The 26,084-nt window shown below is 61.9% G+C and carries 28 protein-coding genes; 16 read left to right on the top strand and 12 right to left on the bottom strand.

Features of this window, described 5'->3' with window-relative positions; translation table 11 throughout:
• Positions 1–120: 120 nt before the first annotated feature.
• Complete coding sequence (locus SynRS9902_RS10700; RefSeq protein WP_186509104.1) at positions 121–588, top strand: hypothetical protein; 468 nt, start codon at positions 121–123, stop codon at positions 586–588.
• Between the two features lie 188 nt (positions 589–776).
• Here the strand turns inward: SynRS9902_RS10700 and rpoD are convergent, their stop codons facing one another.
• Positions 777–2,168, bottom strand: a complete 1,392-nt coding sequence (gene rpoD / locus SynRS9902_RS10695) for an RNA polymerase sigma factor RpoD (protein ID WP_186509103.1) — start codon at positions 2,166–2,168, stop codon at positions 777–779.
• 305 nt (positions 2,169–2,473) lie between these two features.
• On the opposite strand from rpoD, the gene priA reads away from it, so the two are divergent.
• Complete coding sequence (priA, locus tag SynRS9902_RS10690) at positions 2,474–4,723, top strand: primosomal protein N' (protein WP_186509102.1); 2,250 nt, start codon at positions 2,474–2,476, stop codon at positions 4,721–4,723.
• Here the strand turns inward: priA and SynRS9902_RS10685 are convergent, their stop codons facing one another.
• Genes SynRS9902_RS10685 through SynRS9902_RS10675 form a run of 3 tightly spaced genes read right to left on the bottom strand, consistent with a single transcriptional unit; the run spans position 4,724 to position 7,212 of the window.
• On the bottom strand, positions 4,724–5,782 hold the full coding sequence (locus tag SynRS9902_RS10685; protein WP_186509101.1) for a DUF3153 domain-containing protein: 1,059 nt from the start codon (positions 5,780–5,782) through the stop codon (positions 4,724–4,726).
• A 2-nt stretch (positions 5,783–5,784) separates the two neighbouring features.
• Entirely contained in the window at positions 5,785–6,666 is an 882-nt protein-coding gene (gene argB / locus SynRS9902_RS10680) for an acetylglutamate kinase (RefSeq protein ID WP_186509100.1), read from the bottom strand.
• Positions 6,667–6,669: 3 nt separating this feature from the next.
• Positions 6,670–7,212, bottom strand: a complete 543-nt coding sequence (locus SynRS9902_RS10675) for a DUF2854 domain-containing protein (protein WP_186509099.1) — start codon at positions 7,210–7,212, stop codon at positions 6,670–6,672.
• Positions 7,213–7,281: 69 nt separating this feature from the next.
• Here SynRS9902_RS10675 and SynRS9902_RS10670 point away from each other — a divergent pair, with 69 nt between their 5' ends.
• The gene (locus SynRS9902_RS10670; protein ID WP_186509098.1) at positions 7,282–7,470 is read left to right on the top strand and encodes a hypothetical protein; all 189 of its coding nucleotides are present in this window, start codon (positions 7,282–7,284) and stop codon (positions 7,468–7,470) included.
• A 29-nt stretch (positions 7,471–7,499) separates the two neighbouring features.
• On the opposite strand, the gene SynRS9902_RS10665 is transcribed toward SynRS9902_RS10670, so the two are convergent.
• Entirely contained in the window at positions 7,500–7,958 is a 459-nt protein-coding gene (locus SynRS9902_RS10665; RefSeq protein WP_186509097.1) for a single-stranded DNA-binding protein, read from the bottom strand.
• A gap of 29 nt (positions 7,959–7,987) precedes the next feature.
• Between SynRS9902_RS10665 and SynRS9902_RS10660 the strand changes: the two genes are divergently transcribed.
• Together SynRS9902_RS10660 and cutA are read left to right on the top strand one after the other, a co-directional pair.
• Complete coding sequence (locus SynRS9902_RS10660) at positions 7,988–8,779, top strand: precorrin-6A/cobalt-precorrin-6A reductase (protein ID WP_186510624.1); 792 nt, start codon at positions 7,988–7,990, stop codon at positions 8,777–8,779.
• Entirely contained in the window at positions 8,772–9,116 is a 345-nt protein-coding gene (gene cutA, locus SynRS9902_RS10655) for a divalent-cation tolerance protein CutA (RefSeq protein ID WP_186510625.1), read from the top strand. The genes SynRS9902_RS10660 and cutA overlap by 8 nt, the downstream gene beginning before the upstream one ends.
• On the opposite strand, the gene SynRS9902_RS10650 is transcribed toward cutA, so the two are convergent.
• The 4 genes from SynRS9902_RS10650 to SynRS9902_RS10635 form a co-directional block, all read right to left on the bottom strand.
• Entirely contained in the window at positions 9,085–10,098 is a 1,014-nt protein-coding gene (locus tag SynRS9902_RS10650) for an adenosine kinase (protein ID WP_186509096.1), read from the bottom strand. The two genes, cutA and SynRS9902_RS10650, sit on opposite strands and share 32 nt — an antisense overlap.
• A gap of 41 nt (positions 10,099–10,139) precedes the next feature.
• Positions 10,140–11,459, bottom strand: coding sequence for an adenylosuccinate synthase (locus SynRS9902_RS10645; protein ID WP_186509095.1), 1,320 nt, complete (start codon positions 11,457–11,459; stop codon positions 10,140–10,142).
• A gap of 85 nt (positions 11,460–11,544) precedes the next feature.
• Positions 11,545–11,970: a photosystem II protein Psb27 gene (psb27, locus tag SynRS9902_RS10640; RefSeq protein ID WP_186509094.1), complete on the bottom strand. Its 426-nt coding sequence runs from the start codon at positions 11,968–11,970 to the stop codon at positions 11,545–11,547.
• A 24-nt stretch (positions 11,971–11,994) separates the two neighbouring features.
• Positions 11,995–13,776 carry a proline--tRNA ligase gene (locus SynRS9902_RS10635; protein ID WP_186509093.1) on the bottom strand — a complete coding sequence of 594 codons (1,782 nt, stop codon included), beginning with the start codon at positions 13,774–13,776 and terminating at the stop codon, positions 11,995–11,997.
• A gap of 207 nt (positions 13,777–13,983) precedes the next feature.
• Here SynRS9902_RS10635 and SynRS9902_RS10630 point away from each other — a divergent pair, with 207 nt between their 5' ends.
• The 5 genes from SynRS9902_RS10630 (at position 13,984) to SynRS9902_RS10610 (ending at position 15,983) form a co-directional block, all read left to right on the top strand.
• Positions 13,984–14,388, top strand: a complete 405-nt coding sequence (locus tag SynRS9902_RS10630; RefSeq protein WP_255446115.1) for a resolvase — start codon at positions 13,984–13,986, stop codon at positions 14,386–14,388.
• Between the two features lie 88 nt (positions 14,389–14,476).
• Complete coding sequence (locus SynRS9902_RS10625) at positions 14,477–14,737, top strand: hypothetical protein (protein ID WP_186509091.1); 261 nt, start codon at positions 14,477–14,479, stop codon at positions 14,735–14,737.
• Positions 14,679–15,188: an inorganic diphosphatase gene (locus SynRS9902_RS10620; RefSeq protein WP_186509090.1), complete on the top strand. Its 510-nt coding sequence runs from the start codon at positions 14,679–14,681 to the stop codon at positions 15,186–15,188. The genes SynRS9902_RS10625 and SynRS9902_RS10620 overlap by 59 nt, the downstream gene beginning before the upstream one ends.
• Before the next feature lie 69 nt (positions 15,189–15,257).
• Positions 15,258–15,617: a 2Fe-2S iron-sulfur cluster-binding protein gene (locus SynRS9902_RS10615; protein ID WP_025362156.1), complete on the top strand. Its 360-nt coding sequence runs from the start codon at positions 15,258–15,260 to the stop codon at positions 15,615–15,617.
• Between the two features lie 3 nt (positions 15,618–15,620).
• Positions 15,621–15,983 carry an arsenate reductase family protein gene (locus SynRS9902_RS10610; protein WP_186509089.1) on the top strand — a complete coding sequence of 121 codons (363 nt, stop codon included), beginning with the start codon at positions 15,621–15,623 and terminating at the stop codon, positions 15,981–15,983.
• Here SynRS9902_RS10610 and SynRS9902_RS10605 read toward each other — a convergent pair.
• A complete protein-coding gene (locus tag SynRS9902_RS10605) occupies positions 15,946–17,451 on the bottom strand; it encodes a hypothetical protein (protein WP_186509088.1) in 1,506 nt (501 codons plus the stop codon). The genes SynRS9902_RS10610 and SynRS9902_RS10605 overlap by 38 nt on opposite strands.
• Before the next feature lie 78 nt (positions 17,452–17,529).
• Here SynRS9902_RS10605 and lepB point away from each other — a divergent pair, with 78 nt between their 5' ends.
• Positions 17,530–18,195: a signal peptidase I gene (lepB, locus tag SynRS9902_RS10600; protein WP_186510623.1), complete on the top strand. Its 666-nt coding sequence runs from the start codon at positions 17,530–17,532 to the stop codon at positions 18,193–18,195.
• Here the strand turns inward: lepB and SynRS9902_RS10595 are convergent.
• On the bottom strand, positions 18,185–19,450 hold the full coding sequence (locus SynRS9902_RS10595; protein WP_186509087.1) for a dihydroorotase: 1,266 nt from the start codon (positions 19,448–19,450) through the stop codon (positions 18,185–18,187). The genes lepB and SynRS9902_RS10595 overlap by 11 nt on opposite strands.
• A 4-nt stretch (positions 19,451–19,454) precedes the next feature.
• Positions 19,455–20,783, bottom strand: a complete 1,329-nt coding sequence (locus SynRS9902_RS10590; RefSeq protein ID WP_186509086.1) for a histidine phosphatase family protein — start codon at positions 20,781–20,783, stop codon at positions 19,455–19,457.
• Between the two features lie 76 nt (positions 20,784–20,859).
• On the opposite strand from SynRS9902_RS10590, the gene SynRS9902_RS10585 reads away from it, so the two are divergent.
• From SynRS9902_RS10585 to SynRS9902_RS10565, 5 genes are read left to right on the top strand one after another with little or no spacing between them, the layout of a single operon-like run.
• Positions 20,860–22,122: a CPBP family intramembrane glutamic endopeptidase gene (locus tag SynRS9902_RS10585; RefSeq protein WP_186509085.1), complete on the top strand. Its 1,263-nt coding sequence runs from the start codon at positions 20,860–20,862 to the stop codon at positions 22,120–22,122.
• A gap of 3 nt (positions 22,123–22,125) precedes the next feature.
• Positions 22,126–22,614 carry a hypothetical protein gene (locus SynRS9902_RS10580; protein WP_255446114.1) on the top strand — a complete coding sequence of 163 codons (489 nt, stop codon included), beginning with the start codon at positions 22,126–22,128 and terminating at the stop codon, positions 22,612–22,614.
• Positions 22,614–24,419, top strand: coding sequence for a penicillin-binding protein 2 (locus SynRS9902_RS10575; protein WP_186509084.1), 1,806 nt, complete (start codon positions 22,614–22,616; stop codon positions 24,417–24,419). The genes SynRS9902_RS10580 and SynRS9902_RS10575 overlap by 1 nt, the downstream gene beginning before the upstream one ends.
• Before the next feature lie 48 nt (positions 24,420–24,467).
• The gene (locus SynRS9902_RS10570) at positions 24,468–25,640 is read left to right on the top strand and encodes a transaldolase (RefSeq protein ID WP_186509083.1); all 1,173 of its coding nucleotides are present in this window, start codon (positions 24,468–24,470) and stop codon (positions 25,638–25,640) included.
• Positions 25,641–25,654: 14 nt separating this feature from the next.
• Entirely contained in the window at positions 25,655–26,038 is a 384-nt protein-coding gene (locus SynRS9902_RS10565; protein ID WP_186509082.1) for a Crp/Fnr family transcriptional regulator, read from the top strand.
• The last annotated feature ends 46 nt before the right edge of the window (positions 26,039–26,084 follow it).

Raw genomic sequence — 26,084 nt, 5'->3', positions numbered from 1 at the left:
CGCCCAGCCTACGCTTTTGGCCTTGGGTTCCTTGGTTCGCCTTCACGAGGTTGTGAAGCTTCGAAAGGGAAGATCTCTTTATGAAGAACGCTTAACATTTGCAGGCATCGCAGCGCAGTCATGCCCGGACCCGTCGTCAATGGCGTTCGTCAGGCCGGAGCAATTGGCTCTGTTGCCCCCGACTTGCAAGAGCAGGAGGCCATGCTCCCCTTGGTGGCTGAGGGTTCCATCCGTCTCATCCTGTTGTGCAGTGGAGATGTGCTGATGGCGCGGCTGCGCCACACCACCGATCGCGATGGAGATCATGCTTATCAACTGCTGCGGCCCCGTCTGGTGCGTTCGGCCGCAGATGCCTCACACGATGCTCAGCCCAGTTGGGTGCTTCAGCCATACCTGCAGGGGCTGACGTCGCAGCACAATCTGGTGCTGTTCAAGGGGGCGGTCGCTTCCGTGCTTGAACCGGATGCTCGCCTGCTCCAGGCCTATGCACTTGAAACACGTCAGGAGTGTCCTCTGGAAGAAACTCCGGTGGAGCGCCTGAAGCGTGCTTTTCAGGAATTCACGGAGTCCTTCGAGGGCACCCCGTGAACCTGTCGCGCAGTTCCTTTTTCCCAAGGGAAAACCCCAGTCATGGACTGGGGTTTGATCTCTTCCGTGTGAGGAGGGCGTCTCAATTCCCTCAACCACTCTTATAAGAGCCCTCCACTCAATTCAGCCAGGGGGAATGTACTTATGTATTAGTCCCGTGACCGTTTGGTGACGGGCTTAGTGCGGACTTATTTGATGTATTCCTTGAGGACCCCATTGCGGTTGGGGTGGCGCAATTTGCGCAGGGCCTTGGCTTCGATCTGACGGATCCGTTCACGGGTCACATCAAAAATCTGACCAATTTCCTCGAGGGTTTTCATCCGCCCGTCGTCCAAGCCGTAGCGCAGGCGCAGCACATCGCGCTCGCGGGGGCTGAGGGTGGCCAATACACCTTCCAGGTCTTCACGAAGCAGGTTTTTGGCAACGTCCTGCTCGGGATTCTCGATGTCGGCTTCGATGAAATCGCCCAGGCGGGAATCCTCTTCCTTGCCGATGGGGGTCTCCAGGGAGATCGGCAGCTGGGCGCTCTTGGCGATGAAGCGCAGTTTTTCGATGGTCATTTCCATCGATTCTGCGATTTCCTCCTCCGTTGGCTTGCGGCCGAATTCCTGGGAGAGAACCTTGGTGGTTTTCTTGATTCTGGAGATCGTTTCGTAGAGGTGCACCGGCAGGCGGATGGTGCGGCTCTGGTCGGCGATGGCGCGTGTGATGGCCTGGCGAATCCACCAGGTGGCGTAGGTGGAAAACTTGTAGCCCTTTTCGTGGTCGAACTTCTCGGCTGCGCGAATCAGGCCAAGGCTTCCTTCCTGAATCAGGTCTTGGAAGCTCAGGCCCCGATTCATGTACTTCTTGGCAATCGAGACCACCAGGCGCAAGTTGGATTGCACCATCTTTTCCTTGGCCCGGCGGCCCAGCATCAAGCGCCGGCGGAAGCGGATGAGTGGCATTTCCACCAAGGCTGCCCACTCTTTGTTGTCGGGTTCCCGGCCGTTGTCGCTTTCAAATTGAGCTGCCAGTTCCTCGAGATAGAGGAGATCAGCGATCTTGCGGGCCAGTTCGATCTCTTCGTCGGGACGCAGCAGGCGGATCCGCCCGATTTCCTGGAGATAAACCCGGATGGAGTCTTCGGTGTAAACGCCTTTGGGGCCGATCTTGATGCTGGCCAGGGCTTTGGCCTTGGCTTCCTTCTCAGCAGCTGCGGTTTTGGCTTTCTCTTCAGCGGTTGGCTTCGCTGCCGCTGCTTTGGCTGTTGATGCCTTGGCTGTTGAAGATTTAGCCGTGGTCTTCTTGGCGGTGGCTGCCTTCTTGGTTGTGGTGGCCTTTTTCGTTGTGGTTTTGGCCTTGGTGCTCTTCGCCGCTGCCTTTTTGGTGGTTCCCGAGGCCTTGGCTTGATCAGCCGCGGCGAGCAGTTCATCGGCCGCGGCGCTCAGGTCCTTGGCGCTCGCCTTGCTGGTTCGTCGGCGTGCGGGGGCTTTCTTGGCTTCTTTGTCGGAACTCTTGGCGACTTCTTTCACCTTGCCGTCAGCATTGGCCAGAAGAACGATGTCCGGCTTGGCAGCTTTGGTGGCAGCAGGGGTCATGGTGTTAGTCGAAGTCGGATAAATGGGAGATGAAACAGCGGCAGCAACGCACCAACGGCAATGGCCGAAACCCGGAACTTCCGTTCAAACGAAAGAGAACAACACAGCTGACGCTGAGACGGAGTTCATGGACTGATGGTGGTGTCCGCGAGTCGACGAAACGCTTGGACTGATTGTGTCTGTGCTGTCCGGGGTGGTCTCAGACCGGTCAAAGTGGCAAGGAACAAGACCTTGACTTCAGACTCTGTGTCTTCCCTCTGGATCGAGCGCAGGGTTGGCAATAACTGTCCAACTTGTCTACGTTAATGAAGTCTTCCGAAGTATGCAAGGTCCTGTCGCATTCGCGGCGATGCGTTGAGGTCTGGCTGGAGGTTGGGCGGGAAGGACGCTCTTTCAGTTATGTCGCAGATCCCAGCATGGGATTGATGCCGGGAGATCTGGTGCGGGTGCGCCTCCGGGGTCGAGCCATGCATGGACTGGTGGTGGCGGAGCGGGAGTGGGCTGAACAGGATCCTCAGGACCTGCAACCGGTGGAATCGATCCTGCAGCGCGCTGCTGTCGATTCGGATTGGTACAGCTGGCTGGAGCGGGTGGCGGACCGTTGCCATCTCAGTGTCTTCCGCACCTTGAAGGCGGCTTTGCCATCGGGCTGGATTGGTCAGGCCGGCCAGCGTTCCCTGGCCGGCGGGCGTCAGATGTGGTGGATCCAGGCCCAGGTCCCCCCTGATGCAGCGAACCCACCAACCCCTCGCCAGCGGGATCTTCTGGGCTGGTTGGAGGGCCAGGGCGAAGGTGCTTGGCAACGGGACCTGGTGGCCAGTGGGTTTGGGGCGCAATTGCTGCCGCCGCTGATCCAGCAGGGCTACCTTGTGCGTGAGCAGCGTCGTTGTGAGGACAAGGGCTCCTCAGCTGGTTCTGGCCCCCAGGAGCTTCCCCAGGCCTTGACCGCTGAGCAGCAGGACGTGGTGAAGGCTTACCAACAGCTTTCTCCGGGAAGAGGACTGCTGCTCTGGGGAATCACCGGCTCCGGCAAGACCGAGGTGTACCTCCAACTGGCTGCCCAAGAGCTGGAGCGGGGCCGGCATGTGCTGCTGCTCACCCCCGAGATCGGATTGATCCCCCAACTCGTTGACCGTTGCCGCAAACGCTTCGGCTCGCGCGTTGTGGAGTATCACAGCGGTTGTGGTGACGCCGAACGGGTTCGAACCTGGCGCCGCTGTCTTGCTGCCGAACAGCCGTTGGTGGTGGTGGGAACCCGCTCCGCGGTGTTCGTGCCGTTGAAGCCGCTGGGGCTGGTCGTTCTGGATGAGGAGCACGACAGCTCTTACAAGCAAGACGCACCCATGCCTTGCTATCACGCCCGGGACCTGGCTTTGGACCGGGTTGTGATGCAACAGGCACGGCTTGTGCTGGGCAGCGCCACGCCGTCGCTCGAGAGCTGGATTGAATCGGGCTCGGATGGTGCCTTGACCTTGGTGCGCCTGACCCAGCGGATTTCCCGGCAGTCCCTACCGCCTGTGCATGTGATCGACATGCGCCATGAGTTGGCCGAAGGACACAAGCGTCTGGTCAGTCGCGCCTTGATGGATCGTCTTGCGGCGCTGCCGGAGCAGGGCGAACAGGCCGTGGTTTTGGTGCCTCGTCGGGGATACAGCCCCTTTTTGAGCTGTCGCAGTTGCGGCGAGGTGGTGATGTGCCCCCACTGCGATGTGGCGCTCACCGTTCACCGCAGCAAGGCCGGGCGTCAGTGGCTGCGTTGCCACTGGTGTGACCATCGTGAAGACCTGGAGAACCGTTGCAGTCACTGTGGTTCCACGGCCTTCAAGCCGTTTGGGGCCGGGACGCAGAAGGTGTTGGAACTGCTCTCTCAGGAGCTCGAAGGCCTTCGTTTGCTCCGCTTTGACCGCGATTCCACCGGGGGGCGGGATGGCCATCGACGCCTGTTGGACCGTTTCGCTGCTGGAGAAGCCGACGTCTTGATCGGTACGCAGATGCTGGCCAAGGGCATGGATCTGCCGCGGGTCACCCTGGCGGCGGTGCTCGCGGCGGATGGGCTTCTGCACCGCCCCGATCTCCGCGCAGGAGAGCAGGCCCTGCAGTTGCTGTTGCAGTTGGCGGGCCGTGCCGGGCGAGGTGAGCGACCGGGGCAAGTGTTGGTGCAGACCTACACCCCAGAGCACCCGGTGATTCAACACCTGGTGGATGGTCGCTATGAAGCGTTCCTCTCCCAGGAAGTGGCCCTCCGTAAGGAGGCGGGTCTGGTGCCCTTCAGTCGTGCCTGTTTGCTGCGCCTGTCTGGAGATTCCCCCAGCAAAACAGCAACGGCGGCAGCGGTGCTGGCGGAGCGGATCCGGCCGATTTGTCAGCTCCAGAATTGGTGGTTGTTGGGTCCTGCTCCGGCACCTGTGGCCCGGGTTGCTGGCCGAAGCCGATGGCAGCTGTTGCTGCACGGTCCGGCGGGGTCTCAGTTGCCTCTCCCTCCGGGGCAGGCGCTTTGGGATGGCTTGCCCAAGGGTGTGGCGCTCACTGTGGATCCCGACCCGCAGCAGCTTTGATCAGGAGGGCAGTTCAGGGAAGCCAAAGCCCAGCTTCCGACGCACCACCTGCAGCACCATGCTGCTGATCAGCAGCATCAGGATCACCACTCCCCCCAGGCCAAGCGGATTCCAGCGCCAGCCCTGCCAGCTGACTTCGGTGGTGGTGCCGGTAACAGCCGTGCGCTCCACCTGCCCGTGGTTCAGGCTCAGATGAACTTCGAGCCCAGGGATCTCGGGCAGATCGCTGAGGTCCACCATCAGCTGCACGTGCTGCTGCACCCCCAGCAGCCAGTTGCGTTCTTCGAGCTTGAGCGTCGGTGGCGGGAGCGAGACTCCAGCCGCGCGACCAGCCACGGCAACCACGGCCGCCATCTGTTGCGCCAGCTCGTGCGACGAGGCAACACGGCTGTTGATCTGTTGGCGTCCTGGGCCTGCTTGTTCGATCTTTAGCCCGGGCACTTCCCGTTGCAGGTCTCGCTCGAATTGCTCCTGCCAGGGCAGCGGGCGTTGCTGGGTGCTCCGCACGTCCCAGGTGAGGGCCAGTCGATCCGGGCCGCGAAGGTCGAGATCAGCCTCGATTCGGACGCAACCACTCAGCAACAGCGTGATCCCCAGCAGAACCGCCATCACCAGCACGGCGAAACCCGCCGCCGGTGAACGCGTCGGCCCCGTCGGTGGTGGTGGCGGGGGTTCGGGACGCCGCGACCGCCGCCGCCGCATGGTGGAGGTCTGCCCGCTGCCGGAGCCATTCAGCTCCAGTTGCGGCATGCGCATCGACCAGCGTTCCGGACGATCCAGGCTTGGGGCTTCAAGAACCCCGAGCAGTTGTTTGGCCTGCTGGCGCAACTTGGGATCGCGGCAGCGACTCAGCAGCCTGCAGGTGGCGATGGCTTTCTCGTCCTGCCCCTGGCCCATCCAGGCGGTGATCATCAGGAGCCGAAGGCCCGGCCCCTCCGGACTGTTGAGCGGGTGTTGCTCCGCCAGGGGCAGAAGCAGCTCCAGGCCCTGGCCGTAGTCCCCGCGCTCCAGGGCTGCCTCCGCTTCAGAGAGGTCCAGTGCTGCGTCCTGCTCGCTCACCCCTAGCCGCGTCCCACCACCATGGTGCCGATGCCGGCGTCGGTGAAGACTTCGAGCAGGAGGGCATGGGGAACCCGGCCATCAATGATGTGGGCGGCTGACACGCCCTGAGCCAGGGCGCGGATGCAACATTCCGTTTTGGGCGTCATGCCACCTGCGACCACGCCGTCCTCGATCAGCAGTCGCGCCTCTGAGAGACGCAGTTTGCGGATCAGCGAGTCGGGGGCATCCCGGTCTTCAAGGATGCCGGGGGTGTCGGTCAGCAGGATCAGTTTTTCGGCTTCCAGGGCCGCCGCCAGCTCTCCTGCCACCGTGTCGGCATTGATGTTGTGGGCTCGCCCGTCATCGGGGGTTGCGGCAACGCTGGAAATGACGGGTACATAACCCTTCTCCAGCAGCGGTTCGAGCACATCGGGATTGACGCGGGCAACATCCCCCACCAGCCCATGGCTGCCATTCCCCCAGGGGCGTGCCTCCACAAGACTTCCGTCACTTCCGCTCAGACCAACAGCACGGGTGCCGAGCTGATTGAGGCCATTCACGATCTGCTTGTTGACGCGGCCCACCAGCACCATCTCCACCACGTCCATGGTGTCGGCGTCGGTGACGCGCAGTCCGTCGCGGAATTCGGCGGGAATTTCCAGACGCTGAAGCCACTGGTTGATTTCGGGCCCGCCGCCATGCACCACAACGGGTTGGACGCCCACGCAGGCCAGCAGAGCCAGGTCGCGGAAGACAGCCGCCCGCAGCTCGGCATGGGCCATGGCGGCCCCGCCGTACTTGATCACGATGCGCCGACCGGCGAAGCGCTGGATGTAGGGGAGGGCTTCGCTGAGCACCGACACCCTGAGGGCGTCATCGTTGTTCTGGGTGGATTGGGCCATGGCTTAGGCCTCACCTGCCGGAAGCAGAACAACGTCCAGCCGTTGTTCATCCAGTTCCTTGAGTTCCGCTCGCATCCCCTTAGCGAAGAAACGCCCCAGCCGCTCCTGCCGGTCTTTCCAGCGTTCGAGGGGAACGGCTCCCAGCAGGAATCGCATCCGCAGGCCATAGCCGCTGGCGGAATGCAGCTCTTCGATCTCCTCCAACTGCGGGGGGGTGTCTTCATCCCAGAGTTTGAGTGCTTCCAGCGACGACTCCAGGTGGGCCTTCTGGCCGTAGCGCCAGCGCGTCACATCGCCGAGCAATTTGCCCAGTTCTGGGGCTGCAGCTTCGCGTTCCTTCTGAAACGTCTTGACCGGTGTCACCCGGATGGCGGGTGGGAGCTCCGACGATTTCAGGGCCAGCCCTCCCAACAAGATCGGGATTCCGTAGAAAATCGTGGGCAGGCTGAGGTTGGCGCTTCCGGTGGCGTAAGCGGTGGCACCGACCACGGTCAGCACGCCTCCGGCGATGGTGACGAGGCTGCCGGGGGAGAAGAAATCCTTCATGAAGGCCTTGGCTTGATCGTCATTTTGACCTCTAGGCCATCAGGATGGAGATCCACTGCCCCGAGCTAGATGCCTGATCCATCGTCGACCGGCATGGATGATCTGCTCCAGCAGCTCGACCGTGATCGCAGCTGGTTGCTGCAGCAGATCGATCGGGGCCGCTGGCCCGAGCTGCGGCTGGATCTTGCCGCCCTTGAACGGGAGCTCGGGCAACTGATCACCAGAGCGTCAGAGCTGCAGGACGAAGCGGGCCGTTAAGCGGCAACGCCCCGCGATTGTCCTCTGATTCAGAAGGGGATGTCGTCGGTGTCGGGCACGAGGGGCGCCGCATTCCAGCTGGTCGGTTCAGGCTCTTTCGCCACCTTGGTCGGTGCAGCAGCGGGGGCCTGGCGGCTGGGGGGCGGGGCTGAGGGGTTGCCGGAAGGAGCTGCACCCGTGGCTGCCGCGCCGATCGGATGAAGCCGAGCCAGGGTGAATTCAGCCCGTTTTTCCTTCATGCCATCGCCCCGGGGCATGGTGTTCATCCGCAGCCGGCCTTCGATCAGCAGCCGCTGCCCGGTCTGCACACGGTTCTGCAGCTCCTGGGCCAGGTTTCCCCAGCCCACCACTTTCAATTCACCCGGCGGATCACCCTCGCGAAGGGGGTCAAAGCGCACGGCAATCTCCGCAATGGGAGTCTGGTTGTCCTGGGTGTATCGAACCGTCGGTGCGTCGATCACCTCCACTTCGAGCACGCAATGGTTCATGGCTTGAGCTGGTGTCGGCGCACATCCTGATGCAAGGCCCCGCGAATGACCAGCGTCGTGTCCTGCTGCTGGCTGGAACCGGTGATGGGCCGCGCTTGGTGAAGGAGCTCTCCCGCCGCCATTGGCGTGTGAGCGTGAGTTTGGTGACGGCAACTGCAGCGAAGGCCTACGCGGGATTGCCGGTGGAGCGCATCTCGATTGGTGCCCTGCAGGGCATTGGCGGAATCAAGGCAGCCCTGCATCAGACCGGCCCTTTCCGTTGGGTGGTGGATGCCACGCATCCTTTTGCGGCTCAGATCAGCCATGAACTGGTCACGGCCTGTGCGGATCTCGGCCAACCGCTGCTGCGTTTTGAGCGTCGCCTTGAACCGCTGGGAGCGGCCTCTCTCCTGGCTAATGCCGATGCATTGGCGGCCCAACCGCTCCAGGGCCAACGCCTGCTGCTGGCCATTGGAGGCCGTCATCTTCCGGCCTTGACTGCTGCTGTGTGCCGCGCCGGAGCCATCCCCTATGGCCGTGCGCTTCCATCCCCCGATGGGGTGCGCGCCGCCTTGCGGGCAGGTCTGCCCCCGGATCACCTGGCCGTGGTGCGCCCTCTGCAAGGGGAGGTGCCGGGGGCGATCGAGCGGTCTCTTTGCCGTCGCTGGGGCATTGGCGTGGTGCTCTGCCGCCAGTCCGGTGGTGTGACGGAACAGCTCTGGCATCAACTCACCACAGATCTGGGGCTGAGCTTGCTGCTGTTGCGGCGTCCCTTCCCCCCCGACGGGATGGAATGCGTCGAGGATGTCAGCAGCCTGATGGATCGGCTTGAGCGTGATTGAAGCGAGTGGGCTCGTGCTGGCCCTCACCACGGAAGCGAACGGTGAGCGCGCCCAACAGCTGGCAGAGGCCTTGCTGGAGCGCCATCTCGTGGCCTGTGTGTCCATCCACCCCGTTCAGTCGTTCTATCGCTGGGAGGGGTCGCTGCAGACGTCCCATGAGGTCCAACTGCTAATGAAGACCTCAGCTCAGCATGTGGACGCGCTGCGCTTGGCCGTCTCCGAGCTGCACAGCTACGACACCCCCGAGTGGTTGTGCTGGCCGGTGACTGCATCACCGGCATATGGGGCCTGGGCCATCGCTGAGCTCAGTTCAGATGCGTCTCCGCCAGCTGCTTGAGGGAGACCTGGGAGCGAGCCCCCAGTTGGGTCACAATCTGGCCGGCGCAGAGGGCTCCGAGCTCACCACAGCGCTCCAGTGACTCGCCCTGGGTGAAGCCATGCAGAAATCCCCCGGCATAGAGGTCGCCTGCTCCCGTGGTGTCCACCAGATCTCCCAGGCCGAAGATGCCGATATCCCAGCGCTGGTCTCCACTCAGCACGACGGATCCCTGGGCACCACGGGTGATCGCAATCACTGAGCAGCAGCCGCGCACCCGCTCGAGGGCCTGGTCGAAATCGTCGGTCTCGTAGAGCGACTGAATTTCAACGTCATTGGCGAACAGCACATCGACGTGGCCATTCACCAGCTCGAGAAAACTCGCTCTGTGCCGATCCACACAGAAGCCGTCTGAGAGAGAAAGAGCAACCTTTCCGCCTGCTTCACGGCAGGCTTCGGCTGCGGCGATGAAGGCCCGTTTGGCGGCTGGACTGTCCCAGAGGTAGCCCTCCAGGTAAAGCACCTTGGCCTGTTTGACCATGGAGAGGTCGAGATCCTCGGGCTCCAGTTGGGTGGACGCCCCCAGGAAGGTGCACATGGTGCGCTCGGCATCGGGCGTGACGTAAATCAGGCAGCGCGCCGTTGTGGCTCCACTGGTGGCTGCTGGGGTCTCAAAGCGTGCCCCAACGGCCCTGATGTCATGGCTGAAAATGCTGCCGAGCTGGTCATCCCGGACGCGGCCGATGAACCCAGCGCGTCCGCCGAGCTGCGCGATGCCCACCATCGTGTTGGCGACGGATCCACCGGAGGTCTCGAGGCCCGTTCCACTGGCCTTGTAGAGAGCTTCGGCCTGTTGTTCATCGATCAGCGCCATGCCCCCTTTCTGGAGGCCGTGTTCAGCGATGAAACCGTCGTCCGTCTGCACCAGAACGTCAACGATGGCATTGCCGATGCCAACGACATCGAGACTGCAGTCGCTGGGGAAACGGGTCTCTGATGACATCGGGGCGTGAAAAGCAGCCCCGAAGTATGAACGTCAGCGGCTCAGGCGCTCAACAGGGCTCGTTTGGGGCCATGGATCGGATCTTCGACAACGATGGTCTGATCACGGCTGGCCCCCAGGGAGACAATGGCGATCGGCACTTCCATCAGATCGGCGAGGAAGCGCAGGTAATCCATGGCTGGCTTGGGGAGATCCTCAAGGCTGCGGCATTCCTCGGTGGAGCACTGCCAGCCAGGCAGTGTTTCGAAGATGGGTGTGCACTGGGCGAAGTCATCGGCGCTGCTGGGGAAGTGCTCGATTCGCTCGCCGTTGAGTTCATAGGCCACGCAGACCTGAATTTCGTCCAATTCGTCCAGCACATCCAGCTTGGTCACGGCCAGACAGTCCAAGCCGTTGACCTGCACGGCGTAGCGACCGATCACGCCGTCAAACCAGCCACAGCGCCTCTGGCGGCCCGTGGTGGTACCGAATTCGCCACCCCGCTCCGTGAGCTGTTCATTCAGGCTTCCGCTCAGCTCAGTGGGGAAGGGGCCTTCACCCACGCGGGTGGTGTAGGCCTTGGCAACGCCGATGACGCGGTCAATCAGGGTTGGGCCCACGCCTGCACCGATGCAGGCCCCGCCGGAAACGGGGTTGGAGGATGTGACGTAGGGGTAGGTGCCGTGGTCCAGGTCCAGCAGCGTGCCCTGGGCACCTTCGAACAGGATGTTCTTGCGATCTCGCGCTGCCTGATGAATCGTCTGGGTGCACTCCACCACGTGGGGGGCGAGGCGCTTGCCGTATCCCAGATATTCCTGGATGACGTCTTCGGCGTTCAGGGGTTCAACGCCGTAAATGGTCTGAAGAAGTTCATTCTTCTCCTGCAGTGGGCCTTCAAGGCGATCCCTCAGCCGCTGTTCGTCCAGCAGGTCGATCACACGGATGCCACTGCGCTGCGACTTGTCGGCGTAGGTGGGGCCGATTCCACGGCCTGTGGTTCCGATCCGTCGTGCTCCCCGCTGCTTCTCCATGGCTTGGTCGAGGAGGCGGTGGTAGGGCATCGTCACGTGGGCTGTGGATGCCAGGCGAAGCCCTGAAATATCAATGTCGTTGGCGATGAGCATGTCCAGCTCACCGAGCATCACCTTGGGATCCACCACCGTGCCGGATCCGATCAGACAGATCGTGTCGGGATAGAGGATTCCAGAGGGAATCAGGTGCAGTTTGAGCACACGATCGTCAACAACGATCGTGTGGCCTGCATTCACACCACCCTGATAGCGAACCACCACATCGGCGGAGCGGCTCAGGAGATCGGTGATCTTTCCTTTTCCCTCGTCACCCCACTGCGCTCCGATGACGACAACGTTGGCCAAGAACACGGCGGCCCGAAGCCGCAGATCTGCACAATCCGCGAGTATCTCAGATCTCGGGTGGCCTCGTCAAAACCGAGCTGGTTTCGGGGGCTCAGCTGCCCCGGACCACTGATTTCTCAGCCTTGTTGAGTTCCTTGGCGATGCGGTCATGCAGCGCTTCCGGCAGGGGGCGATTGGCGTAGGAGGCGTAATGACCAGCCAGCGAATTCAGCGCAGTCTGCATCGTGGTGAAGGAGCTGAGTCCGTTCACACGGGGCTGGGGCCGATAACGGGACATGTAGTCGTTGATCAGGGCCCGGGCGTCGGCCTCAGCTTCGGCGTGGGTGGGATCGTCCTGAGGCAGGTCGATCACCGTCAGCAGAGTGCGGGAGACCGCCACGGTGTCCTCCACGTAATCGCCGCTCAGAAGAGCTTCAGCGTCCCCACTGCATGCCGTCAGGAGGAGGCACAACCCGAGTCCAAGGGCTATGGCGGCCCGGCTGAGGGGGCGAAGCAGGCGTGTCAGTGCGGAGAGCATGAAACCCTTCAGTGTCATTCGACTTTAGGGGTGGACTGCCTTGATCAGGCAGGTCACAGCCTCAGCGTGGGGAAGCTTTTGCACCTCGCGGCTGCTGCGGCACACCAGTTCAACGGTGCCTTCGCTGGCGTCGCGTCCCACCACGATCCGCCAAGGGATGCCGATCAGATCCGCGTCTTTGAACTTGACGCCGGCGCGTTCCTTGCGGTCGTCGAGGAGGACATCGACGCCAGCAGCCTGAAGCTCCGCATAGAGCGCTTCCCCCAGCTGGGCCTGGGTGTCGTCCTGGATGTTGGCAACAACCACGATGGCTTCAAACGGGGCGATGGCGGTTGGCCAGCAGATGCCGCTGTCGTCGTGGTGCTGTTCGACAGCCGCCTGCGCCAATCGTGAAACGCCGATGCCGTAGCAACCCATCCAGAACGGTTCGGTCTTGCCGTTCTCGTTGGTGAAACGGCTCTCCATGGCCTCGGAATATTTCCGGCCCAACTGAAAAATGTGACCGACTTCGATGCCTCTTTTTTCCGTCAGTCGTGATTCCGAGTTGTGTTGGCAGACGTCGCCGGCCCGTGCATTACGCAGATCCAGGCTGGTCGGCTTCTGCCCGATGGCGGTCCAGCTGGTGTTGAAACGGTGCAGATCGGGCGTGTTGGCACCACAGATGAAGTTGCCGAGTTCGCTGGCGGTTTCATCCGCCAGACGCAGGAATGTTGGCTCCCAGGTCTTGGCTCCCTGCAGGACGTCATCGGAGAGGTCGGGCCCGATCGATCCCAAGGGGAGCGGATCAATCTGCTGACGGTCGTTGTCCTCTGGTGTGATCGGGCGGCAATCGAGAACACCCTTGTTGAGGGTTCTGCTGACCGCGTTCACGACCTTGGTGGGATTGAGCTCCTGGTCACCACGGAGGCTCACCAACAGCGGTTGGAGTGTCTCATCGTCCAGGGTCGCCACGAACAGCAGCACCTTCACCACCTGGCTCGGATCCCAGCCTTTGGCGTCGCAGAGGCTCTCGATGCTGCCCAAGCCAGGGGTTGGAATCATTTCCTCCGGGCCGTCGGGAAGAGGAGATGCGGTGGATGGGATCGAAACAGCCTTCTCCTGGTTGGCGGCGTATTGGCCGTCATCGCTGATCAGGATCAGGTCTTCCCCGGCATCCGCCGTCACCATGAACTCCTGGGAGGCGGCGCCGCCGATCGCTCCGCTATCGGCATCGACAGGGACGGCATCCAGACCACAACGTTCAAAGATGCGGCGGTAGGCCTGATCCATCACGCCGTAGGTCTCGCGAAGATCCGCTTCGCTGGCATGGAAGGAGTACGCGTCCTTCATGACGAATTCGCGGCCTCGCATCAGGCCAAAGCGGGGACGGATTTCGTCGCGAAATTTGGTCTGGATCTGATAGAGGTTCACCGGGAGCTGCCGGTATGACCTCAGCAGCTCTCCCGCCAAGCTGGTGATCACCTCTTCATGGGTCGGACCAAGCCCCAGTTCTCTGCCCTGGCGGTCTTCGAGGTGGAACATGATCCCCTCGCCAGCGGTGTAGCCCTGCCAACGCCCGCTTTTCTGCCAGAGCTCAGCGGGGTGCAGCTGCGGCAGCAGGGTTTCCTGGGCGCCGGCGCGGTTCATCTCCTCGCGCACCACGGCGGTGATCTTTTGCAGCACCCTCCACATCAAGGGGAGGTAGGCGTAGATCCCTGAACCCACGCGACGGATATACCCGGCCCTGAGAAGCAACTGATGCGAGGTGATCTCCGCTTCGGCGGGAACATCCCGAAGCGTCACCAGCAGCAGGCGGGAGACGCGCATCAATCGCAACAAAATGGGATTTGGAAGTTATCACCGCTTCGGAGGCATGCCGATCTCGGAAGTGTCTGTTTTGCTGGAATTCCTCTGTGCGCCCTGAGTCTCGGCTGCTACCGTCCAGCTCAATCCAGCCTGTCCTAGGCCCGTCTCATGTTTCCTCGGTCCGTTGAATCTTTGGCGACAAGCGTTCAACAAGCGACCGAACTTTCCATGGATCCGGCCCATGCGTCAGCCCAAGCTGAGGCCCTGGTGGGTATCGACGACGTTCAGAAATCCCTGAACCGCTCCCGCGCTTCGGTTTATCGCTACACCAACACAGACCCTCGCAACCTCAACCCTCCGTTCAACCCCCGCAAGCTGAACCCGGAGTACCGCAGCGATCAGAAAGATCCTCTGATGTTCCACCCCAATGAGGTGGCGCGCTTCGCCAAGGATGTTCTCCGAATCAAAGAAGTCACTGTTGAGGTGCTGAACTCTCCTTCAACGGCAACGCAGCAAATTTTGGGATCGATCCTTGAGGAGCTTCGACTGATCCGAACCCATCTCGAGGCGAGTGGGGCATCATCCTCTGATCTGAGCGCACGAATCGACCAGCAGGACCGGCCCGCTGCTTAATGGTCAGTGCGTCCTGCTTTTGGCAGTGACAGAATGAGTTCAACAACGTTGTGACCGAAAGAGGGAGCTTTTTCAAGCCCCCCGTTTTATGGCCTCAGATGTTCCCCACTCGTCTCACGACGACGCCATCGCGTCTTCGGAGGCGGATGAGCCGTTCAGTCGTCGCGCCTCGTTGACGGCCATCAAAGGACTGCTGATTGCTGTTGTCAGTTTCAGTGCTCCCCTTGTGGCTGTGATCACGGACCGAGCCTTCCCTTCTCCGCGACTGATCCCCACCGCATCGGATCGGCATGGATCTCCACCAGCTCCCCCCGTCACCTTCGCCAGGCTTGGTGAATCTCATCGTTGAGATTCCGGCAGGAAGCAGAAACAAATACGAGTACTCCGCCGAAGCCGGCGTGATGGTTCTTGATCGGGTGATGCACTCCTCAGTGCGTTACCCCTTCGATTACGGCTTCATCCCCAACACGCTGGCGGAGGATGGATCTCCCCTCGATGCCATGGTGATCATGGCTGAACCCACGTTCGCTGGTTGCCTGATCCAGGCTCGCCCCATCGGCGTGTTGGACCTCCACGACCGGGATGTTTACGACGGGAAGATTCTCTGTGTTCCGGACGCAGACCCCCGTCAGGACGAGATCCGCAGCATTCGCCAGATCGCTGCATCCCAGCTGGAGGATGTCGCGGAATTCTTCAGGACCTACCGCACGTTGCAGGGCAGCGTCGTATCGATTGATGGATGGCGCGACCTCGATGCGGTTCAGCCGTTGCTTGATTCCTGCATCAATGCAGCCGATTGATCTCAGGGAAGAGCCCCTTGATCAGTCCGGATGCTTGTAAGTTGGTGCGCACTGAGATTTGCGGAAACCGTGCCCACCATCCGATTCGAGCAGGAAGGCCAGCAGGTTGGCTGCATCGAGGGCGCAAATCTGCGTAAGGCTGCACTTGATGCGGGCGTCAATCCCTACAAGAGTCTCAACAACCTCAACAACTGCAGCGGTGTTGGTCAGTGCGGCACCTGCGTGATGGAGGTGCTGGAAGGGCAGGCCAACCTTTCCCCCCGCAGCGATGTTGAAGAGGTCTATCTGGCTGATCGTCCTGCCAACTTCCGCCTGAGCTGCCGCACCACCGTGAATGGTGATGTCACCGTTCGCACCCGTCCCGCTGAAGGCGTGGGTCGGGGCTCCAACAGCCTCGTTGGTGCGATCAAATCCCTGTTCGGCCGCTGAGTCTTGGCCGGAACTCTCAAGGTCTACAGCTACAACCGCTGCAGCACCTGTCGAAAGGCATTGGCCTGGCTCACTGAGCGGGGTATTGCCCATGAGGTTCACGACATCACCCTGACTCCACCGTCCAAGGAGATGTTGGTGGCCGCTCACCAATCCCTCGGTGACAGGAAGCTGTTGTTCAACACCAGCGGCCAGAGCTATCGCGCCATGGGCGCGGCGGCAGTGAAGGCTCTGTCGGATGACGAGGCTCTCGAGGCCTTGGCTGCCGATGGGAAGTTGATCAAACGTCCGTTCGTGGAAGTAAATTCCTCCACGTACCTCACCGGCTTCAAGCCTGATCTTTGGGAGTCGGCATTCCAGGGTTGAAGTTCAAGCCATCCAATTCGCTGATCAGGGCGTCCACATCGCCTTGGTCGCGGATCTGACGGAAGCTTGAGCGTTTGATCTCTTCCAAGAGGGCGACCAGCAGATCCTGGCTGCGGCTCAGGACAGGACCCTGTTCCAGTGTGTGGGCCAGCTCCTCCCAGAGCCGATCCAAGGCCTCGGATCCAAGCGATTCCAGAACAGGGTCCCGCTGACCGATGCGGTTTCCGGCTCCCTTGGACAGGTCGAGCACGGAGGTCACCATGCTTTCTGCCAGCTGGCGGCTGAATTCCGATTCGGCGTTTTGCAGCCCAGGAAGTCGCCGCAGGGCATCCGGCACCACGTTCCGGTCCAAGCTCTGCTGCACCAGATGGCTGATCACGGCTTGCAGTTGCGGTCGCATAGCCGGGCCAATGCGGGTGAGCAGAAGGGGAAGCCACAACCGCAGCAGCTCGATCACCTCCCGCTCATCGTTCAGATCACTGCTCTGGTAGCTGCAGAGTCCGCGAACCCTCTCCGGCAGCTGTGGTGATCGGATCAGTTGCTGCAGAGCATCAACCACCCTGACGGCGATCACTTCGAACAGCTCCACAGCCAACAGGGCCACCACGCCGCGGCTGATCACGGCACGAAGCGGTTCGAGTTGAAGTAGGCCCGCTCCGCAAAGCCGTTCTGTGACTGGAACCACCCTGAGCCAGCGCGCAAAAGGCAGCAGCAGGGGCAGGTCGATCCAGCGGCGCAACAGGGCATCGCGCCAGTGGATCGCCGGATAGCGCTGTTTCAGGCGCCAGGCACGCAGAAGAATGTCGAGCAGAAACAGCAGTTGAAATGGCGTGTCGATGCGCCAGCTCAAATCGCTAGGGCGCCCGTTTTCATCGATGCTTCGCCAGTAGTTGCTTTCCACCAGCGGCAGGATCTGCTGGCTCCAGAACTGACGCTCCTGGCTCCAGGGGGAGCGTTCCAGATGCTCAGGGCTCAGGAGGAGGTTGGCGGAGTCACGGGCTGATTCCAGGCCGGTGCGGGCGCGCAGTCGGTTCTTGAATTTTTCAAGGGCGCCGGCTTGGCCTGAACTGATGAACGGATTGCTGTCCATCAGTGCTGTGGTGAGCCCCACCTGGTGTTGCAGCAGATCGGTGCTTTCCGCCGTGCGCGGGCCGTTTTGCTGCAGGGCACGATCCAGGGCGGTGTAGGCCTTGAGGTAAGCCTCGGTGTCGCGATGGGGTTCGATGCCCTTGAGGGGATCCAGCCACGGGGTGATGTCCGGCAGCCAGGGCAGGGGAACCACCAGGGGAAGCGATGGCACCGGATAAAGATTGCGTTGCAGCCAGAAGTTGCGCAGGGGGATGTAGGTGAGGTCGATGGCGACCCAAGTGAGATTGACTGCGGCAATGACCGCAATGGCCTGGTCCCACCGGCGCCAGCTGAACAGGCCGTGTTGGGGCTTGAGGGCTTGCCAGCGTGGACGGATCATGGGGCCTGCAGGCTCCCCCTATCGTGGGTCGAAAGATTGAGCCTGCCCACATTGAACGCGGAGAGAGAACCTTCCGATGTGAAGGGCAGAGTCAGCGCGATCTGGGAGTTCTGGGCCCCTTTTCTGTTCACGGTTTCGCTGTATCTCCTGCTTCGGCAGTTCGCCTTTGAAGCCCGCTACATCCCTTCGGGATCAATGCTGCCGGGTCTTCAGGTGGGCGACAAGTTGATCGTCGAGAAGCTGTCCTACCGCTCCCGACCTCCTCAGCGGGGAGAGATCGTTGTTTTCAACTCCCCCAGTGCCTTTGATCCCGTCTGGAAATTGGAGGGGGGGCAACCCAATCCACTGAAGTGCGGCTTCGTCACCTTCCCAGGCATCAGCTGGGTTGTTGATCGTGTGCTGTTGCAGCGTTATCCCGAATGTGAGGCTTGGATCAAACGGGTGGTGGGTGTCCCTGGCGATGTCGTGGAGGTGAACAGCCGTGGTGCCCTGAGCATCAACGGCACGGCCTTCAAGGAGCCTTACGTCACCAACTTCTGCTCCGATCGCGACGGAATGATTGGCTGCAAGGGCCTCTATGCCGTGGTTCCTGAAGGCAACGTTGTTGTCCTGGGCGACAACCGCCGCAACAGCCAGGATGCCCGTCGCTGGCCAGGCGGCCCATTTTTGCCAGACGATCAGATCATTGGCCGTGCCGTCTTCCGCTTCTGGCCCCCTTCGCGCATCGGTTCGCTCAGCAATTGAGGCCACAGGCCACAACGCGTCCCTGAAGCTCGCGGCCCAGCCAGGGAATGTTGGCTGCACGCGGTGCGCCGGGGGTGTTGCTGCTGATGGTCCAGCGTTGATCGGGATCGAACAGCAGCCAGCGCCGGCTGCCCTGCTCAAGCTGTTCAGGCGGCTGGTCGATCAGGGCTGACGGCCCAAAGCTGAGGGCCTGCCAAAGATCTTCCGTGGTCCAGCGGCCCGGCCGCACCAGGGCATTCCACAGCGCAGCAAGCACCACATGGTGGCCGCTGAGGCCTGCGGGGCGCTGGTCGCCCGGCAACAGCATGTCTTCCTCATCCAGAGGAACAGCATGCACAGCCACGGCGGTGATCGTTCGCTGCTGAACGGCCTGGATCAACTGCTCGCGATCCTCCGGGCCACCGAGGGAGGGGCAGACGCCCCAGCCCGGATCGCTGCTGGCCAGCATGCTGCGGTCGGTGAGGAGATGCCACCAGCTCACGCTGCTCAGGGGCGGGAACTCGCAGCCTGAAAGCTGCTGCACCGCTGCTGCTGTGGAGAGGTTCATCAGCCGCAGCTGTCGTTCCGGATGGCGTTGATGCAGCAGCAGCAACTGGCTGAGGGGAACGGTCTCACTGGTGATTGGATCCGCTGGCCACCCGGCCCGCAGCGTCTCCACGCCTTCCCGCACCAGCCCCTCCCCCTGCAGCGCGGGATCCCGGGGTGCCACGAGCACTGGGCATCCCCCCATTTCTCCGAGCAGCAGTCCCCGTTCCAGTAAAGGGGTTGGAACCACGGCGTCATCATCCGCCAGTCCGATGGCACCGTGTTCGAGAAGATCGCCGTGGGGGGCGAGTTCTTCCGCTTTGCCGCTGCGGCTGAAGCCTCCCCAAAGGTGCAGACGAACCGTTGCTGTCTGATCCTGCTCGAGGCTGAATCCCTGGAGCCGCTCCGGACAATCGCGCCAGCTGCTGCTGCGGGGAAGCAGGCCAATCTGGCCATAGCCCCCTGCGGCGGCACAGTGGCGCAGGCTTACGGCTGTTTCTTGATCGCCGCTGAAGGGGGTCTCAAGGATGGAATGGGGATCCACCAGGCAGGGGGCGACCATTTGATCCGGTGCTGGGCTGGTCTTGATGCTCAGGCCCTGGGCCTGCTGCCGGGCCTCGTCGTCAAAGCCGACGAGAACCCCCTGGTGGATCAGGACTGCACCGAGCTGCACTGAATGTCCGGGGCCACGCAGGACGCGCACCGGATCCAGCAGCAAGGTGTCGTTCATGACGTCAGAGAGCGCCTGCTGCCGTGCGGTCAATCACGCTTCCGAAGTGGGAGGTGAGGTTGAGGCAGGTCACTACTGCAGGCTGGCCTGGATCGGCGGCGATGTCGACCACCGTGACACCACCGTTGCCTTGTTTGACGGCCCAGATGTCGGCTGGGGTCAGCCCCAACAGGTCGCAGAGGATCGTTTTGTTGACGGCGTCGTGGGCTACCACCAGCACCGTTTCCTCAGGCTTCAGCTCGCCAGCGATCTCTCCCCAGCTCCGGACGGAACGGGCCCACACGTCCTGAATCGTTTCCCCTTCAGGCATCTGCACGGTTTCTGGAGCCCCTTTCCAGGTGTCCAGCAGCTCCGACCAGTCCTCTCGGATTTCGGATTCGAGCTTGCCTTCCCAGACTCCGTGTCCGATCTCCACCAGTCCGTCGATCTGGGTCAGGGGCACATCGGGATGGGCCTCGAGAATGATCTGGGCCGTTTCGGTTGGGCGCGACAGCGTGCTGCTCCAGGCCCGATCGATGGGGATGTCTTTGAGGAAATCGCGGGCGGCCGCGGCTTGACGGCGACCGTTCTCATTCAGCGGAATATCGATTTGCCCTTGGAAGCGCCCGGCTTTGTTCCAGTCGGTTTCGCCGTGTCGCACCAAAATCAGCCTGGCGTTTTTCCCTTTATCCGGCAACGGTTGCAGGTGTGTGGTGCTGTTCAGGCATTCGATCTGCACCTGGGGGCCGTTGTCTCCTGGCCGGATGTTGAAGACCGAAAGGGAGGTGTTGTCGACGCGGAGACGCCGGAAACCGTGGTCGGGTTCTCCCAGCAACACCAGCATCAGGCAGCGCAGGATGGCGTTGTGGGCCACCACCAGCACCGTGTCGTTGCCGGTAGCGGGATGGCGCTCTAACAGCGTGCTGATGAAGCCCCGCGCCTGTTCCATCAGCTCAGGCAGTGGCTTGTAGCTCGAACCATCACGACGCTGGAGCTCCAGCTCCATGGGCCGCTGCTTCCAGATCTTGTAGGCCTCCGTTGAGCCTTGCATCAGCTCGTCGATGGTCTGGCCGGACCAGGGCTCAAGATCCACTTCCAGCAGTCCGTCATCAAAGACGGAATCTGGGGTCTGCCCGCCTTGGGTCTCCAGCAGGCTCGCCGTCGTCGCAGCCGCCCGCTGCAGGGGGGAGCTGTAGACGGCCTGGATGCTCACGTCCTGAAGCGAGCGGCCCAGGGCCCGGGCCTGCTCATGCCCCTCCTCGCTGAGGTTCGAGAGATCATCGCGGCCCTGGATCCGCCGTTCCTTGTTGAAACTGCTGAGACCGTGGCGGACCAGAAGAAGACGAAGGGGCACGGTTCAGCGTCAGGGCGCGGCCATCGTATGGAAGCGGCCTTTCGGGGGGACAATCGTGGGCAGTTGAAGCCCGCTGGTGCCCAGTTCCCCACAACCGGTTTCCCCGCGCTGGAAGGGACTTCTGGCGGCCTTGTCCCTCGCTTTGGCCGGTTTCATCTGGTTGTCGGGCTTGATGGACAGCCTCTCGCGACCTTCGGTGGCACCGGCCTTGAGCCTTCAGCAGCAGGAGCTGACGCTTCTTGCTGAACCAGCGGTGCCGCCCCCGTTGCGGGGCGCTCTCCTGGGGGAGTCGCCGCGGGATGCGCTGCTCAAGGCCCTGGAGGGCATCAGCCCAGAGGAGCGCAATGAGCGGCAGCAACAGATGCTTCTGTTGTTGAAGGGCCAAGGTTCCGTATCAGCGGAGCTCGATCGCCAAGGCGACGACCCGTTGCTCCAGCAGCTGCATTGCGAAGCGGGCGCCTCTGACCCGACGCTCTGTATCGATGCTGCAGCCGCGGGGCAAGCGGCGTTCCGTTTGGCCGTCAGCACGGTGCTGCCCCTGGTGACGGCCCTGCTCGGTGGACTGTTGCTGCTTGGTCAGGCCTGGCGTCTGCTGCGAGGTCGGCTGATGGCCTGGCCCGATGTTCAGGGGCCGGAGCTGACCCTGGTTGATATGGCCCTGCTGGTGGCCGGTGGCTTTGTGGTGATCAGTGCCGTTGGCGTTCCGCTGGTGGCGTTTCCCTTGGTGGGTGCACTGACGGCGGGGCTGGGCAGCCCTCGTCGTGAAGCCGTCAGTGTGGTGATCAACTACGGCGTGATGGCCCTGCCGAGCCTGCTGATCCTGTGGCGGCAACTGCGCTCGTTGCCCATGGAAAGGGCGCCGCTGGGGGGGTGGATGCAGTGGCGCGTGCGTCCGCTGCTTTCAGCTCTGCGGGATGCCCTGGCGGGCTGGTTGATGGTGACGCCGGTGGTGATGCTCACGGGGTGGTTGCTCGTGCGCCTGGTCGGTGATCCCGGGGGCAGCAATCCGCTGTTGGAGTTGGTGCTCGGCAGCCGTGATCCGCTTGCCCTGGCCTTGCTTGCGCTCACTGCGGTTGTGCTGGCTCCGCTGTTTGAGGAGACGATTTTCCGCGGTGCCTTGCTGCCGGTGTTGGCGATGCGACTCGGTCCTCTCCCGGGGGTCCTGCTCAGTGGCCTGTTGTTTGCCATGGCCCACATCAGTGTTGGCGAGTTGGCGCCGCTCACGGTGTTGGGGGTTGGGCTTGGTTTGGTGCGGCTGCGCAGCGGACGCCTGTGGCCCTCGGTGCTGATGCATGGGCTTTGGAACGCCGTGACGTTCCTCAACCTGCTGCTGCTCTGAACCTTGCCCCGCCTTTCTACAGGTGGTTCACTGGCCTATTCGCCTGTGATCCCGGTGGTTGCCGCTCCGGAACAGCGTGCATCGACCACAGCTTTCGAGCTGATTCAAGGGTCACTGTCTTCCGGACGCATTGCACGACGCTCGCCTCTTCTTGGGGGGCTCCATCGCCTGATGGACGGCACGCTGCTGGGGTTGATTGCGGCGGTTGCCGTTCTGGCTGGTCTCACGCTGCACTGGCAGCATCGCTGGACTGTGGCCTTCCGACTGCTGGAGGCAACCCGAACCCAGGCGCACCGGTTGACGGAATCAACCGCTCTGATGGAGCAGCACCTGTTGCTGCGTTCTCAGCAGCCCAACCGTCTAGTGCCAACGCAGGTGGCCAATCTGGTGCATCTTGATCGCCCTGATCTGGGCGCGTTGCAAACCTCCGCTTCCTCGCCCATGGCATCGCTCAAGGCCCTGGGGAATCAGCCCATCCGGGCGGGGTACTGATGACGCGGGCGTCGGGGCGTCGACCCATCCGTTCGCGCCGCTCCCGCGCGCGGGTCGTTCCCCTGACCAAGGTTCCCCCCAAGCGACTTTGGATTATCTTCTGGATCTTGGCGGCAGGCTTGTTGGGGCTGGTGGGTCGCATGGCCTGGCTGCAGTTGGTGCAAGCCCCCGACCTGGAGCAGCGTGCCCGTCAGCTGCAAACCCAGCGCACCCAACCCTTGGGGCAACGCCGTCCGATCGTCGATCGCACTGGCCGTTTGGTCGCGATGGATGAAAAGCGGTTCCGGCTCTGGGCCCATCCCCGCTACTTCAACATGCCGGGAGATGCCCCCAACCTTGTCCGCCCTGCCGAAGATGTGGCGGCGGTGTTGGCCGATCCCTTGGCTCGTCCTGCGCCTGCGCTGCTGAGGGCCATGGGAACCCAGGCCTCGGGGATCAAATTGGCTGAGGAGCTGGATCCGGAAACGGCCGATCGCATCCGGGCCCTTGGAATCAGCGGACTGGATCTGGAGGCCTATCCCCAGCGGGTGTACCCCCAGGCGTCGTTGTTCGCCAACGTGGTGGGCTTTCTCAATGCGGAGCGGCAACCTCAAGCGGGTCTTGAGCAGAGCCGTAATGGGGATCTGGCTCGCCATGAGCAAACCCGATACCTCCGCAGGGGTGCTGATGGCACGCCGCTGCCGGCCAACCTCGCCCCGGGAGCCTTCTATGGCGATGATTTACGCCTGCAGCTGACGCTGGATTCCAGGCTTCAGCAGGTGGCCCTCAAAGCTCTTGCTGAGCAGGTTGCCAAGTGGAAAGCCCAGAAGGGCGCCGCAATCGTGATGGATGCCACCAACGGTGAGTTGTTGGTGCTGGCATCGACACCCACCTATGACCCCAACCGCTACTGGGACTTCCCCACGGGGCGGTTTCGTGAATGGTCCGTTCAGGATCTCTATGAACCAGGCTCAACGTTCAAGCCGATCAACCTGGCTCTTGCCCTCCAGGACGGTGCCATTCAGGCCACGGATCGGGTGAATGATGTGGGCAAGTTGATGGTTGGTGGTTGGCCGATCAACAACCACGACAAAAAAGCCCATGGTTTGGTGGATTTCGCCACCGTGCTGCAGGTGTCAAGCAACGTCGGCATGGTCCAGGCCATGCGCCGTCTCGACGACGACGCCTACTGGAATTGGATGGAGCGTCTTGGCATCAATCAGCGTCCTGACACCGACCTCCCTGGAGCGGTGGCTGGTCAGCTCAAGAGCAAGAAGCAGTTCACCAGTCAGCCGATCGAGCCGGCGACGACGGCCTTTGGTCAGGGGTTTTCGCTCACACCGCTCAAGCTGGTGCAGCTGCACGGGATGCTGGCCAACGGTGGCAAGTTGATCAGTCCCCACATCACCCGTGGCTTTCGCTCGGGTGATGCCCTGGCTCCGGCGGCGGCACCCAGTGGTCTGCAGTTGCTGAACCCGGAGGTCACGCGCACGGTGCTCCAGTGGATGGAATCTGTGGTGGATCAGGGCAGTGGCAAGGGTGTGAAAACACCCGGCTACCGAATTGGTGGCAAAACAGGAACGGCGCAGAAGGCCCTCAATGGGATCTATCTCCCAGGAGCCAAGATCTGCAGCTTTGTGGCGACCTTGCCGATTGAGGATCCCCGTTATGTGGTGTTTGTGGTGGTGGATGAGCCCCAAGGCGAACACGCCTATGGCTCCACCGTGGCCGTTCCTGTCGCCAAGCAGATCATTGATGCCTTGCTGGTTGTGGAGCGCATCGCCCCCTCAAAACCTGCTGAATTGAACAAGCTTTTGAACAGCTGACGCATCAAAAAGCGCGGCTACGTTACGGGTATTGAGCCGTCGTACATCATGGCCAGCCTGCTCGATCAGCTTTCACAAATGACCGTGGTCGTTGCCGACACGGGTGATCTGGAGGCGATCCGCAAGTTCACCCCTCGGGATGCCACCACCAACCCGTCGTTGATCCTGGCTGCTGCACAGATTCCGGCCTATCAGAGCCTGATTGATGAGGCTTTGCGGTCATCGCGCAAGTTGATGGGCAGTGATGCAGCGGTGGAAGACGTGGTGCGGGAAGCGCTCGATGAGATCAGTGTGATCTTCGGCAAGGAGATCCTGAAGATTGTTCCCCGTCGTGTGTCAACGGAGGTGGATGCTCGCCTGAGTTTTGACACCGACGCCACGATTGAAAAAGGACGCAAGCTGATTCGTCTGTACAACGATGCCGGCATCAGCAACGATCGGGTTCTGATCAAAATTGCTTCCACCTGGGAAGGCATAAAAGCTGCCGAGGTGCTTGAGAAAGAGGGGATTCACTGCAACCTCACCCTCCTGTTTGGTTTCGGTCAGGCCGTTGCCTGTGCCGAAGCCGGCGTCACTCTGATCTCCCCCTTCGTGGGGCGCATCCTGGATTGGTACAAGGCCGAAACCGGGCGCGACTCCTACCCCGGACCTGAGGATCCGGGTGTGATTTCGGTGACCAAGATCTTCAACTACTACAAGACCCACGGCTACGGCACGGAGGTGATGGGGGCGAGCTTCCGCAACATCGATGAGATCACGGAGTTGGCCGGTTGTGATCTGCTCACGATTTCACCGAAGTTGTTGGATCAGCTCCGTGAGACGGATGCTGTGCTGACCCAGAAATTGGATGCCACCCATCCCACCGATGGCGAAGCCAAGATCCACGTCGATCGCGCCACCTTTGATGCACTGATGCAGGACGATCGGATGGCCAGCGACAAACTCACCGAGGGCATTAAGGGCTTCAGTAAAGCCATTGAAACCCTGGAGCATCAACTGGCCCATCGTCTGGCTGAACTGGAGGGTGGATCCGCCTTCCGCCACGCCGTTTCCGAGATCTTCATGCTCAACGACATGAACGGTGATGGCTCGATCACCCGCGAAGAATGGCTCGGAAGTGATGCCATCTTTGATGCCCTCGATCAGGACCACGACGGTCTGATCTCTCAGGAGGATGTGCGCAAAGGCTTTGGCGCAGCACTGACGCTGACCTCTGTCTGAGTCGCGCTGGTTCCATGCATGCCCTCGACACCATGCGTGCTTTGGCCAGCAAGGCCGAAATGATTCATCTCAATCAGGGTGACGTGCTGTTTCGTACCGGCGAAACCGGCACCTGCATGTACGGCCTGCTGGAGGGATCGGTGCGGCTCACCTGGATCGATTCAGCAGGCCATGAGGGACATGAAGACATCCCTGTGGGTCATGTGTTTGGCGCGGGGGCCTTGGTGATGGAGGACCATCAGCGTCTGAGCACCGCCACGGCCACCAGTGATTGCCGTTTGATTGCCATGAACCGCGACAAGTTCCTGTTTGCGGTTCAGGAGACGCCGATGTTTGCGGTGCAACTCCTCGCATCGATTGATGCCCGTTTGCGGGACATCAAGTTGGCCGACGGATGATCGGCGGGCGGGTCGATTTTTAAAGCGAAAACGACATAATCGCCCA

The sequence above is a fragment of the Synechococcus sp. RS9902 genome (genome assembly GCF_014279635.1).
In the GTDB taxonomy this organism is placed as follows: Bacteria; Cyanobacteriota; Cyanobacteriia; order PCC-6307; family Cyanobiaceae; genus Parasynechococcus.
The sequence above is the reverse complement of the archived record's forward strand: the minus strand, read 5'-3'. Positions and strand labels throughout refer to the sequence as shown.